The sequence below is a fragment of the Rhodococcus parequi genome (assembly GCF_046042785.1).
In the GTDB taxonomy this organism is placed as follows: domain Bacteria; phylum Actinomycetota; class Actinomycetes; order Mycobacteriales; family Mycobacteriaceae; genus Prescottella; species Prescottella parequi.
Genome location: NZ_JBDLNV010000003.1, coordinates 247320 through 258454 on the forward strand (window position 1 = coordinate 247320; position 11135 = coordinate 258454).

Consider the following 11135-nt stretch of genomic DNA (forward strand, 5'->3'; position numbering starts at 1 on the left):
CGCCGGCACGCCTTCTCGGCCTGCCGCGTGTGTGCGCCCTGTCCGCGTTCCTGTTGATTCCACCGGTCGCGCATCCACGCCAGGCCGATTCTCCGCACCCGCCGGTCGTCCCGATTCGGGCCGGGTTCCTCGTGCACTCCTCACGTATCCATCGGAGGTTTCCATGCGTCGTTCGACGCGAACACGTTTCGTCCTCGCCGCTCTGACGGCCGTCGCCGCCCTGACGGTCGGGGCCTGCAGCAGTTCCAATGCGTCCGAAGCGTCGGACTCGGCGGGCAACTCGCAGGCCGATGTCACGCTGCGTATCGGCGACCAGGTCAAGAGCACCCAGTCGCTGCTGGAGGCCGCAGGCGCACTCGACGGGCTGGACTACAAGATCGAGTGGTCCACCTTCGAGGCCGGTCCGCCGCTCCTGGAGGCCCTGGGCGCCAACAAGATCGATGCCGGCGGCACGGGCGACGTGCCCCCGGTGTTCGCGCAGGCGAACGGCAACTCGGGCCGAATCGTGGCGGTACAGGCGCGGACGGGGGCCAACGACTTCCTGTTGGTGCCCTCGAACTCGTCAGCGTCGTCGATCGCGGACCTGAAGGGCAAGAAGATCGCGGTCACCCAGGGGTCGAGCTCACACGGGCTCGTGTTGGGTCTGCTCGAGCAGGCCAAGCTGCCGGTGTCGGACTTCCAGTTCCAGTTCCTCGGTCCGGCCGACGCCCTGAGCGCCTTCAACGCCGGGCAGGTCGACGCGTGGGCGGTGTGGAACCCCTACTCGACGATCGGCAAGAACACCGCGGGCGCCAAGATCATCGCGGACGGCAGTGAGGTCACCACCGGGCAGTCGTACTTCTCGGCCGCATCGGACGCACTCGCGGATCCGGCGAAGTCGGCGGCACTCGCCGACTTCTTCGGGCGCCTGACCCGGGCCCAGGCGTGGGCGGACGACCATCCCGAGGCGTGGGTGCCGATCTTCGCGAAGCTGACCAAGTTGCCCGAGGACGTCGCCGCGGCATCGTTCGACACGTCCAAGGGGTCGTACGTTCCGATCGACGACCAGCGCATCGCGAAGCAGCAGAAGCTGATCGACCTGTTCGCCGCCGCGGGACTGCTGAAGCAGGCGCCGGTCGCCGGTGACTGGTTCGACGACCGATTCAATCAGCAGATCCAGGCGGGTGCGAAATGACCGCCGTGCTGCCGAAAGGCCTGGCGGAGGCCGCGGCGACGGACGCCGCCGCACCGGAACAAGCACAACAATCGGGGCGCTCGTGGACGCCGCTGCTGCGCCTGATCTCCCCGCTGGTACTGCTCGTCCTGTGGCAGCTGCTGAGCAGCGCCGGCCTCGTCTCGGACAAGACACTCGCCTCGCCCGCGCAGGTGATCTCGGCGGCCGCGGAACTGTGGTCGGACGGCAGCCTGCAGGACGCGCTGGCGGTGTCGGTCCAGCGGGTGCTGCTCGGTGCGGTCCTGGGAATCGTCGTCGCGGTGCTGTTGGGGGTGCTGGCCGGATTCTCCAGGATCGTGGAACTCGCGATCGACCCGCCGATCCAGATGCTGCGGACGGTCCCGTTCCTCGGGCTGATCCCGCTGTTCATCATCTGGTTCGGGATCGGTGAGCAGCCCAAGGTGTTCCTCGTGGCGCTCGGCGTGATGTTCCCGCTCTACCTCAACCTGTTCGCCGGCATTCGCAGCATCGACGGCAAGCTGATCGAGGCGGCGGAGACGTTGGGGCTGAACAAGTTCCAGCTCGCTCTCCATGTCATCCTGCCCGGTGCGCTGCCGCAGGCGCTGACCGGGCTGAGGATGTCCCTCGGCGTCGCCTGGCTCGCGCTCATCGTCGCCGAACAGATCAACGCCGACGCGGGCCTCGGCTACCTGATCAACAACGCCCGCATCTATTTCCGCATCGACATCGTCATCTTCGGTCTGCTCGTCTACGCATTCCTCGGTCTCGCGACCGACGCGATCGTGCGGGCCCTCGAGGGAAGGCTGCTGACATGGCGCAAGACGTACCAGGGCGCGTGAGCGACGCCGTCGTCGCCGCCCGGGGCGTGCGCCGGGTGTTCGGATCCGACGTGGTGCTCGACGGCATCGACCTGACGCTGCACTCCGGCGAGATCGTCGCACTCGTCGGACGCAGCGGATCGGGCAAGTCGACGCTGCTGCGCACCGTCGCCGGACTCGATCGCGGGCACGAGGGCCGCATCGACGTCGACGGTTCGGTGGCCGTCGCATTCCAGGAACCACGCCTGCTGCCGTGGAAGCGGGTGCACCGCAACGTGTCCCTCGGCCTGCCCGACGGCGACGGCAAGCGGCGGGCGATCGAGGCCCTCGGCGAGGTGAACCTCGGGCACCGCGTCGACGCGTGGCCGCTCACCCTGTCCGGTGGCGAGGCGCAGCGGGTGTCCCTCGCCCGCGCGCTGGTCCGCGAGCCGGACCTGTTGCTCCTCGACGAGCCGTTCGGGGCGCTCGACGCGCTCACGCGGATCACGGCCTACGAGTTGTTGATCCGGCTGTGGCGCCGGCACGGCTTCGCGGTCCTGCTGGTCACCCACGACGTGGAGGAGGCGGTGCTGCTCGCCGACCGCGTGCTCGTCCTCGACGACGGCCGGATCGCCCACGACGTCGCCGTCACGGCCCCGCGTCCCCGGCAGCGCGCCGACCCGGGGGTCGTCGCCCTGCGCACACAAGTTCTCGCTCATCTCGGTGTTCTCGAAGGGATTTCGGCATGACCCTGCACTTCCACTGGTACCTGCCCACCAACGGTGACGGACGGGAGGTGATCGGCGCGCTCGAACCTCGGGAGGCGTCCGGCCGTGCATCCGAGTTCCGACCCGCGTCGCTCGACTACCTGACGCTCGTGGCGAAGACCGCCGAACAACTCGGGTTCGAGGCAGTGCTCACGCCGACCGGCTCGTGGTGCCCCGACGCCTGGATCACGACCGCGGCGCTCATCCGGGAAACCCGGAGCCTGAAGTTCCTCGTCGCGTTCCGGCCCGGACTGATCACCCCGACACTCGCGGCGCAGCAGGCGGCCGCCTTCCAACAGCTGTCGGGCGGACGTCTGCTGCTGAACATCGTCACCGGTGGCGACGCGGAGGAGCAACGCAGGTTCGGCGACTTCCACTCCAAGGAGGAGCGGTACGAGCGCACTGGCGAATTCCTCGACATCGTCCGCGGAGCCTGGAGCGGCACGCCGTACGACTTCTCCGGCAAGTACTACACGGTCGAGGGCGCGGCGGCCTTCCCGACGCCGTCTCCGGCGCCGGGGATCTTCTTCGGCGGCGCCAGCGAGCCGGCGCTCGATGTCGCGGCAAAGCACGTCGACACGTACCTCACCTGGACCGAGCCGCCGGCCAAGGTGGGAGCACTCATCGACGACGTCCGGCGCCGCGCCGCCGCCCACGGGCGGACACTGAGCTTCGGCATCCGGGCACACGTGATCGCCCGGGACACGTCCGAGGAGGCGTGGGCCGAGGCCGACAAGCTCGTCGGCCGGATCAGTCCCGCCCAGATCGAACTGGCCCGGACTCGGCTGGCGCAGAGCGAGTCCGAGGGGCAGCGGCGCCAGCTCGGGCTCAGCGCGGACCTGCGGAATCTCGAGGTGTACCCGGGACTGTGGGCGGGCTTCGGCCTGGTCCGCGGCGGTGCCGGGACCGCGCTCGTCGGCAGCCACGAGGAGGTCGCGTCGCTGATCCAGGAGTATGCCGCCGTGGGCGTCGAGCACTTCGTCCTCTCGGGTCAGCCGCACATCGAGGAGGCGTACTGGTTCGCGGAGGGGGTGCGACCGATCCTGTCCCGGCGGGGGCTGCTGCACGCCGCCTGACGCCCGGAAAACCGTTTGTCCGATGCCGGGGCCGGTCGTATCGTGGCGGCAGTCAGCCGCCCGAACGATCGAAGGAGCCGGCCCGCCATGGATCCGATCACCGAACGCGACCTGAGGGCGTCGTTCGTCAACTGTTCCAAGGGGGACGCCAAGCGCCTGCCCGCGCCGCGTGACCTGGACGATCGGCCGTGGGAGGAACTCGACTTCCTGGGCTGGACCGACCCGTCGTTCCCGGGGCGCGGCTATCTGGTCGTCCCCCGGGCGGACGGCCCGGTGGGAATCTCCATGCGGTTCGAACCCAACGGGTCCGGCAAGTCCCAGATGTGCGCGATCTGCCTCACCACCCACACCCGCGGCGGCATCGCGCTCATGACGGCGAACAAGGTCGGCGAGTCGGGCCGTGCAGGAAACTCGGTCGGCATCTACATGTGCATCGACTTGGCCTGCCCGCTCTACGCCCGTGGCCGGAAGAAGCCCACGCTCGGTAGCCGGTACCGCGAGGACCTCACACCGGAGGAGAAGACCGCGCGCGTCCGAGACAACATCGACGCTTTCGTCGACCGCCTGTACGCCTGAACCCGCGGCCGTCGGTGGGTCGACGGTCAGACCATCTCGGGTACGTGCAGGTGCGCGATCGCGAGTTCGAACTCGCGTACCTCCAGCAATTCGGCGCCGGTCTCGCGGAGTGCCGCGGCCCGGATCGACTCGGCGTGCTCGCGACCGGCCCGCATCTGCTCGGCGGTGTCGATGGTCACCGAGGACACCGCCAGACCCGCTGCATGATCGACCATCAGGCTCGCGCTGCAGAATCCGTCGGTGTCCTCCATCGCGGGCAAGTGCAGCTTGTAGACGTCGACGGCATGCGTCATCGTCCCGGGATCGACCTTGAACCAGGTCACGCGGACGCAGGCGCCGGGCTGCGACGCGTGGTCGCGGTGCAGGACCTCGATGTCCCACCGCTCGACGTGGACCGTGCCGTGGAAGACCGCGGTGGCCTGATCCCGAAGGTGTATGGCGGGCGCTTCGCTCGCACGCAGAGTTTCTTCGTCCCTCCACGAACTGGTGGCGATGCAGCGCCCGGAGTCGCGGTCGACCAGGAGGGACAGTCCCTCGCTGCCCTCGATGTCGGCGAGAGCCGGCATCACGGTGTCCCGGATGTGTCTGATTCCGGCGTCGATGAACGAGGGATGCGCCTGGATGGTTGTAGAACGTGCGTACACGATCGACTTCCTCTGCTCGAGGCGGTGCCTCGGTCGGCACCGCCGGTCCCGTTCCTCACTTCACCTTCCTCCCGTGGTCGGGACCTGGCAATGGCCTTCCGAGCACGAGGTCCGTCAGCGGGGGAGTGCCAGCCCGAAATCGACGCTGCCGTCGGGGTTGACGTCGTAGACCTCGATGCCGTCGGCGACGTTCGCCCCGTCCGTTCCCGTCGACACAGCGATCTTGTTGCACGCGTTGCGCATCATGTCGATCACCAATTCGACTGCCTCGGCGGGGGAGAAGTGCGTGCGCACGTCGGCCACGACCTCCGGGTCGAGACGTCCGGGCTGCCAGACCAGCGCGTCGGTGAACTCGAGCGCCGCCTTGTGCCGGGCCGAGAGACTGCTCGCCCGGAAGTCGTCGATCTCGTCGTAGAGGTCCTCGCCGCCGCCGGCCAGCATCGCGGTCCGGTTGCGCAGCGACTTGCACAGGCGACAGTTGTGTTGCCGGGCCTGGTAGAGGCGAACCACCTCGGTGGTCACCGGGTCGAGTTCACGCACCCGTGCGACCTCGACGAGTGTGCGCTGGATCAGCGGCCACGGCTCGCCGGTGGTGTCCCATTCGGCTGGGGCGGACCACGCCGGTTGCGGTGCGGTGAACAGCGCGTCGAGGCCGGCCCGCGCCCGGGGCACCCAGTCGGCGACGTAGAGCACTTGGACGAACCGGCCGGTGTCCGGGCCGAGCGCCGATGCCAGCGCGGCCCGCTGGGAGTCGTCGATCATCGACACGTCCACGCAGAACTGCTCGGCGAACTCCAGCGGCGCGCCGGTGAGCGTGTCCGCGGCCGATTCGGGTGTCGGCAGCGCCGGGAGCGACAGCGTCTGCGCGCCCACCCGTCGGGCGGCGGTGACGAGAGGAGCAGGAGCGATCGCGACGAGTTCGTCGAGGGTCGACGCCACGCCGGGAGCGAAGTGGCGTAGTGCCGATGCGCCGCTGTGGCGCATCCAGTCGTCGTGTTCCGTCATGCTCCGTCACCGTCCTCGCGTGGGGTCCTCCGTCGCGGTCCATTGAACGCTGCGGAAGCGTAATTCGCTTGCCCTGTCCCGAAATCGCTCTACGGTTGGAATATCCAACAATTGATCGGACGGCGACACGGGCGATCCCCGTGCGCCGGTCCATGACCGGAGAAGGACAGTGAGCCCCACCGAGCACGGCCACAACCTCGTGAACTTCGCCAGCCACATCGACGACGGGACCCTCGCCCAGGCGCGAGAGACCGCCTCCATGCCGTTCGTGTACCCGCACGTGGCGCTCATGCCGGACGCGCACGTCGGCAAGGGCTCGGCAGTGGGAACGGTGATCCCCACCCGCGGTGCGGTGATCCCGGCAGCGGTCGGCGTCGACATCGGATGCGGAATGATCGCGGCCCGAACGCGGTTCACGTACGCCGATATCGAACGCGCCGAACGGGAGGGGCGGACGCTGCACGCGCTGCGGCTGCGGATCGAGCACGCGATCCCGTTGTCGCCGGGCAACTACAACCTCACTGCGTCCCTCGGAAAGTGGTTCGCGGAACCCAGGATCGCCGAACTCGAGGAGCGAGCCGCCCGCGACGGAGTCGACCTGTCGCACTCCCCGAAGTGGCGCGAGCAGTTGGGTTCGCTGGGCGGCGGCAACCACTTCGTCGAGCTGTGTCTCGACGAGCAGGACCGGGTGTGGATGTTCCTGCACTCCGGTAGCCGGGGCGTGGGAAACAAGATCGCACAGAAGCACATCGCGATCGCCCAGAGGTTGTGCCGCACATGGCACATCGACCTGCCGAACCAGGATCTCGCCTACTTGGCGGAGGGCACACCCGAGTTCTGGGACTACATCCGGGAACTGCGCTGGGCGCAGCGGTTCGCGCTGCTGAACCGCGCCGAGATGATGGACCGTTTCAGCAAGGTGCTCGGCGAGTGGATCGGGGCCCCGGTGGTCGAGACCGAGCGGATCAACTCTCACCACAACTACACCGAGCAGGAGGAGCACTACGGCGAGACGGTCTGGCTCACCCGCAAGGGCGCGGTGAACGCGCACGAGGGCGTCGACGCGGTCATTCCCGGATCGATGGGCACCCGGTCGTATGTGGTCCGCGGTAAGGGAGATGCGCGCGGGCTGTGTTCGGCCCCGCACGGCGCCGGCCGCAGGTTCTCCCGCACCCAGGCCCGCAAGCGGTTCACCGTCACGGACCTCGCCGATCGGATGACGGGGATCGAGTACCGGCACGGCGCCGAGTGGATCGACGAGATCCCGGACGCCTACAAGGACATCGACGTCGTCATGCACGACGCGCGGGATCTCGTCGAGGTTCGGTACCGGTTGCGCCAGATCCTCAACGTCAAGGGCACCTGAGCCGGCAACGGATGCACGAACACCCCGGGAGGAGTCCCGGGGTGTTCGTGTGCGGTGCGCGAATGTCGCGTTCAGCTGAAGTCGAGGGTGCTGCCGAAGTTCAGGAGGTTGCCGATCGGTCCGATCAGAAACGGGAACAGCGAGACGAGGTTGAGGTTCATCGTGGGCCTTTCGAGGGCGAGACCGGTCGACACGGGTCGTTATGCGACCGAAATATAGCCGAGCGTCGACTCGGATCACGGCGTTTTCCGGAAAGAGAGCTGGACGGACGTCCAGCATTCGGGTCCGGACGGATCAGGAGGGCCGGGCGAGCAACGTGTCGAGTGCCGCGAAGCTTGCATTCATCCCCGCCTCCATGCCGGACTGCAGCATGCCGTCCCGGTCCTCGGTGGTCATGAAGATCGAGTCCATCACCAACTTGGTGTGGCCGTCGCCGAGGTCGACGAACTCGATCGTCTCGACCGAGACGTGGGTGGGCATGCCGTCCCACTCGAACGACCAGACGATGCGGTCTTCCGGCGTCACCTCCCGGAATCGCCCCTCGAATCCGGCGACACCGCCCTCATGGTGCTCGACGAAGCGCCAGTGCCCGCCCCTCCCGAGTTCCCACTTCTCGATGTCGAGCCGATTTCCGCGTCCCCACCACTGGGCGAGCAACTCCGGATCGGTGTAGGCCGACCACACCCGGTCGCGTGGTGCCGCGACGACGCGTTCGATGTGCACTCCGCGGTCGCCGGTGGTGGTCACGGTCGCCGTAGCTGCCGGGTCGGTCATCGATCCTCCCTCGGTGGGGTGTGCTCAGAACGGAAGCGTTGTGGCGGTCAGCTTTTCGGCAACCGCCCAGAGCGAGGGTGCCAGATCCACACCGCGCGAGCTGCGTGGTGGATCGTATCGCCGGGTGGGACCGACGAGTGCCATGCGGCCACCGGGACCGTAGTAGCCGCCCTGCGCGGCCTCGGGGCTGGTGGCGGCGAAGAGGATCGGCTCCACGCCGTGGCGCACGTCCTGCGACGGCAGCATCGTGCGGTCGTTGCCCGAGAACATGCCGTGGCGGGGTGTCTCGCGGCCCAGGCTCGCCCCCGCCGTCTGGAGATTGGTGCGGGTGTAACCGGGGTGTGCGTAGGTGCTGAGCAGATCCCAGCCGAGTTGGTCGGCCACCCGAGCCAGATGCTGCGCCATCAGCATGTCGGCGAGCTTGGACTGTGCGTAGCTGAGGGGCGGACTGTAGCGGTGACGCGACTGCAGGTCGCGAAAGTTGATCCGGCCGTAGTGCGCCGTGCCGCTCGTCATCGTCGCGACCCGCGACGCGGGCGCGTCCAGGAGCAGCGGCAGCAGCAGATTCGTGAGGGCGAACGGGCCCAGGAAGTTGCTGCCGAACTGCAACTCGAACCCGTCCACGGTCTCGAACCTGCGCGGCGGTGACCTCACGCCCGCGTTGTTGACGAGCAGGTCGATCGGTCGACCGTCGTCGAGGAAGCCGGCGGCGAACTCCCGGACGGATCCGAGATCGGCGAGGTCGATTCGTCGGATCTCGAGCTGCGCGTCGGGGTTCTCGTGCATGATCTCGGCGCACGCCGACTCACCCTTGCCCGGGGTGCGGACCGCCATCACGACGTGCGCGCCGGCCGCGGCCAACCGTCGGGTGGCCTCCTTGCCGGTGCCGCTGTTGGCGCCGGTGACGACGACGTACCGGCCCGTCATGTCGGGAACCTGATACATGGGAACCACCTCGGCGATCGACGATGCACGGGCTCGTTCCCGATCCAATCTACCGCCGGACCGGCCCACGTCCGGCCGGTTCTCGCCGCGGCGTCGTACGCTCGCGACCGCCGGCCGATGAGTTTTCTGCGCGGTCGCGGTCTATCCCACAGAGCACGATGCGGAACACGACGACCGGAAGGATCTCGACCATGCAGACGATCACCCCCTGCCTGTGGTTCGACACCGAGGGCGAGGAGGCGGCGACCTTCTACGTCTCGCTGTTCGAGAATTCGCGGATTCTCGACATCTCCCGGTACGGGCCCGGCATGCACCGGCCGGAGGGGCTCGCGTTGACGGTGGAGTTCGAGTTGAACGGCCAGAAGTTCACCGCTCTCAACGGGGGACCGGAGTTCCCGTTCACGGAGGCCGTGTCGTTCCAGGTGAGTTGCGCCGACCAGACCGAGGTCGACGAGTACTGGAACCGGTTGACGGCCGACGGCGGCCAGGAGAGCCGGTGCGGCTGGCTGAAGGATCGCTGGGGGGTGTCGTGGCAGATCGTCCCGGAGGCCCTCGCGTCGTACATCGGCGGGCCGGATCCGGCGGGCGCGCAGCGCGCCACACAGGCGATGATGCAGATGCGCAAACTCGACATCGACGTCATCCGTCAGGCGTACGAGAGCGAGTGACGGTTTGGTCGTGCCCGGTCGGTGCGGTTCGCTGTCAGTCATGGGATTCACGCGTGCCGAACTCGAGGCCTTCCGCGACGCCGAGGTGCCGGATCTGATCGGCCCGGGCTGCCGCCTGCTGTTCGTGGGCATCAACCCGGGCCTGTGGACGGCGGCCACCGGCGCGCATTTCGCGCGGCCCGGTAATCGCTTCTACCCCGCGTTGCTGCGGGCCGGCATCGTCGACCGTCCGATCGACCCCACGGCCGGCATGTCCGACGGCGACCGGGAGATGCTCGTCGCTCGCGGCGTCGGGATCACGAACATCGCCCACCGTGCGACGGCGCGCGCCGACGAACTCACCGCGGACGAGCTGCGGGCGGGCGGTGACCGCCTGCGGGAGACGGTTGCCCGGGTACGACCGCAGGTGGTTGCGGTCGCCGGGATCACCGCGTACCGGACGGCGTTCGGGGTACGGAAGGCGGTGGCCGGACGTCAGCCCGAGGGCTTCGAAGGCACGGCACTGTGGGTGGTGCCGAACCCGAGCGGCCTCAACGCCCACGACACCGTCGACTCCCTTGCCCGGGCGTACCGGGCCGCCGCGGTCGATGCGGGCGTCGTGTCGGACTGACCGCGCCACGTCTTCTGCCCGGACTCGGTGATTCCGCTCGTGGCAGCCCCGGGGCCGCGAGACACTCGAAGGGATGGCGGACGACGTCGAGGTGCTCCCGTTGTTCGCGGCCGATCCGGTCGCGGCGGTGATTCTGGCCGTCGCGTTCCTGGCCGTCCTGCTGTCGGAAGCCTGGATCGGCCGGACCCACCCGGGTGCAGGCTCCCACCGAGACGGATGGACCGGGGCGGCGGTGGGGCTCGGTCTGCTGGTGGCGTACGTCGGTGGTGCGTTGGTCGCTGTGCTCGTTCCGGCGGCGGTGATCACCGGCGGCGCCTGGTGGTTCTTCTGGGCGGGTCTCGCCGTGGCCGCGGCGGGGCAGGCGCTGCGTCTGCGGGCCGTCCGTGAACTGGGCGCGTCGTTCACGTTCCAGGTCCAGACCGTGCAGGGCCAGCGCGTCGTGGACACGGGCCTGTACCGCCGGATCCGGCACCCGTCGTACACCGGGGCGCTGACCTGCGCGCTCGGGTTCACCATCGCGTACACGAATTGGCTTGCGCCGCTGACGGTGCTGGGTCTCGCTGCGGCCTACGTCGTGCGGATCCCGCACGAGGAGCAGGTGCTCGTCGAGGGGCTGGGGGAGCCGTACCGGCAGTACATGCGCCGAACCCGGCGGCTGATCCCGTTCGTCCTGTAACCCGCGCGCCCCTATATCTACGATCTACGTACGTAGATAGTATGTTGGTGGTCGTGT

Annotated in this window: 14 protein-coding genes; 9 read left to right on the plus strand and 5 right to left on the minus strand. The window is 68.6% G+C overall.

Features of this window, described 5'->3' with window-relative positions:
- The first annotated feature begins 163 nt into the window (after window positions 1-163).
- From ABEU20_RS09420 to ABEU20_RS09440, 5 genes are all read left to right on the plus strand, one after another.
- Complete coding sequence (locus ABEU20_RS09420; RefSeq protein ID WP_420164154.1) at window positions 164-1174, plus strand: ABC transporter substrate-binding protein; 1011 nt, start codon at window positions 164-166, stop codon at window positions 1172-1174.
- A complete protein-coding gene (locus tag ABEU20_RS09425; RefSeq protein ID WP_420164155.1) occupies window positions 1171-2013 on the plus strand; it encodes an ABC transporter permease in 843 nt (280 codons plus the stop codon). Before ABEU20_RS09420 ends, ABEU20_RS09425 begins: the two co-directional genes overlap by 4 nt.
- The gene (locus ABEU20_RS09430; RefSeq protein ID WP_420164156.1) at window positions 1986-2720 is read left to right on the plus strand and encodes an ABC transporter ATP-binding protein; all 735 of its coding nucleotides are present in this window, start codon (window positions 1986-1988) and stop codon (window positions 2718-2720) included. The genes ABEU20_RS09425 and ABEU20_RS09430 overlap by 28 nt, the downstream gene beginning before the upstream one ends.
- On the plus strand, window positions 2717-3814 hold the full coding sequence (locus tag ABEU20_RS09435; protein ID WP_420164157.1) for an LLM class flavin-dependent oxidoreductase: 1098 nt from the start codon (window positions 2717-2719) through the stop codon (window positions 3812-3814). Before ABEU20_RS09430 ends, ABEU20_RS09435 begins: the two co-directional genes overlap by 4 nt.
- 87 nt (window positions 3815-3901) lie before the next feature.
- Complete coding sequence (locus tag ABEU20_RS09440) at window positions 3902-4390, plus strand: FBP domain-containing protein (protein WP_420164158.1); 489 nt, start codon at window positions 3902-3904, stop codon at window positions 4388-4390.
- A 26-nt stretch (window positions 4391-4416) separates the two neighbouring features.
- Here ABEU20_RS09440 and ABEU20_RS09445 read toward each other — a convergent pair whose 3' ends face one another.
- On the minus strand, window positions 4417-5034 hold the full coding sequence (locus ABEU20_RS09445; protein WP_420164159.1) for a hypothetical protein: 618 nt from the start codon (window positions 5032-5034) through the stop codon (window positions 4417-4419).
- Window positions 5035-5148: 114 nt separating this feature from the next.
- A complete protein-coding gene (locus tag ABEU20_RS09450; RefSeq protein WP_420164160.1) occupies window positions 5149-6039 on the minus strand; it encodes a carboxymuconolactone decarboxylase family protein in 891 nt (296 codons plus the stop codon).
- Between the two features lie 169 nt (window positions 6040-6208).
- Between ABEU20_RS09450 and ABEU20_RS09455 the strand changes: the two genes are divergently transcribed.
- The gene (locus ABEU20_RS09455; RefSeq protein WP_420164161.1) at window positions 6209-7405 is read left to right on the plus strand and encodes an RtcB family protein; all 1197 of its coding nucleotides are present in this window, start codon (window positions 6209-6211) and stop codon (window positions 7403-7405) included.
- A gap of 71 nt (window positions 7406-7476) precedes the next feature.
- Here the strand turns inward: ABEU20_RS09455 and ABEU20_RS09460 are convergent, their stop codons facing one another.
- The 3 genes from ABEU20_RS09460 to ABEU20_RS09470 form a co-directional block, all read right to left on the minus strand.
- Window positions 7477-7599, minus strand: a complete 123-nt coding sequence (locus tag ABEU20_RS09460; protein ID WP_258013417.1) for a hypothetical protein — start codon at window positions 7597-7599, stop codon at window positions 7477-7479.
- A gap of 100 nt (window positions 7600-7699) precedes the next feature.
- Window positions 7700-8179 carry an SRPBCC family protein gene (locus ABEU20_RS09465; RefSeq protein ID WP_420164162.1) on the minus strand — a complete coding sequence of 160 codons (480 nt, stop codon included), beginning with the start codon at window positions 8177-8179 and terminating at the stop codon, window positions 7700-7702.
- Between the two features lie 24 nt (window positions 8180-8203).
- A complete protein-coding gene (locus ABEU20_RS09470) occupies window positions 8204-9124 on the minus strand; it encodes an SDR family oxidoreductase (RefSeq protein ID WP_420164163.1) in 921 nt (306 codons plus the stop codon).
- A gap of 191 nt (window positions 9125-9315) precedes the next feature.
- Between ABEU20_RS09470 and ABEU20_RS09475 the strand changes: the two genes are divergently transcribed.
- The 3 genes from ABEU20_RS09475 to ABEU20_RS09485 all read left to right on the plus strand — a co-directional run bounded on the left by ABEU20_RS09475 (window position 9316) and on the right by ABEU20_RS09485 (window position 11078).
- Window positions 9316-9792, plus strand: coding sequence for a VOC family protein (locus ABEU20_RS09475; protein ID WP_420164164.1), 477 nt, complete (start codon window positions 9316-9318; stop codon window positions 9790-9792).
- A 40-nt stretch (window positions 9793-9832) separates the two neighbouring features.
- The gene (locus tag ABEU20_RS09480) at window positions 9833-10402 is read left to right on the plus strand and encodes a mismatch-specific DNA-glycosylase (protein WP_420164165.1); all 570 of its coding nucleotides are present in this window, start codon (window positions 9833-9835) and stop codon (window positions 10400-10402) included.
- Window positions 10403-10475: 73 nt separating this feature from the next.
- Window positions 10476-11078 carry a methyltransferase family protein gene (locus ABEU20_RS09485; protein ID WP_420164166.1) on the plus strand — a complete coding sequence of 201 codons (603 nt, stop codon included), beginning with the start codon at window positions 10476-10478 and terminating at the stop codon, window positions 11076-11078.
- Window positions 11079-11135 lie beyond the last annotated feature (57 nt).

Coding starts and splice junctions, on each gene's coding strand:
- ABEU20_RS09475 (WP_420164164.1), top strand. CDS start 9,316: ATGCAGACGATCACCCCCTGCCTGTGGTTCGACACCGAGGGCGAGGAG.
- ABEU20_RS09435 (WP_420164157.1), top strand. CDS start 2,717: ATGACCCTGCACTTCCACTGGTACCTGCCCACCAACGGTGACGGACGG.
- ABEU20_RS09420 (WP_420164154.1), top strand. CDS start 164: ATGCGTCGTTCGACGCGAACACGTTTCGTCCTCGCCGCTCTGACGGCC.
- ABEU20_RS09425 (WP_420164155.1), top strand. CDS start 1,171: ATGACCGCCGTGCTGCCGAAAGGCCTGGCGGAGGCCGCGGCGACGGAC.
- ABEU20_RS09430 (WP_420164156.1), top strand. CDS start 1,986: ATGGCGCAAGACGTACCAGGGCGCGTGAGCGACGCCGTCGTCGCCGCC.
- ABEU20_RS09450 (WP_420164160.1), bottom strand. CDS start 6,039: ATGACGGAACACGACGACTGGATGCGCCACAGCGGCGCATCGGCACTA.
- ABEU20_RS09480 (WP_420164165.1), top strand. CDS start 9,833: ATGGGATTCACGCGTGCCGAACTCGAGGCCTTCCGCGACGCCGAGGTG.
- ABEU20_RS09485 (WP_420164166.1), top strand. CDS start 10,476: ATGGCGGACGACGTCGAGGTGCTCCCGTTGTTCGCGGCCGATCCGGTC.
- ABEU20_RS09470 (WP_420164163.1), bottom strand. CDS start 9,124: ATGTATCAGGTTCCCGACATGACGGGCCGGTACGTCGTCGTCACCGGC.
- ABEU20_RS09465 (WP_420164162.1), bottom strand. CDS start 8,179: ATGACCGACCCGGCAGCTACGGCGACCGTGACCACCACCGGCGACCGC.
- ABEU20_RS09440 (WP_420164158.1), top strand. CDS start 3,902: ATGGATCCGATCACCGAACGCGACCTGAGGGCGTCGTTCGTCAACTGT.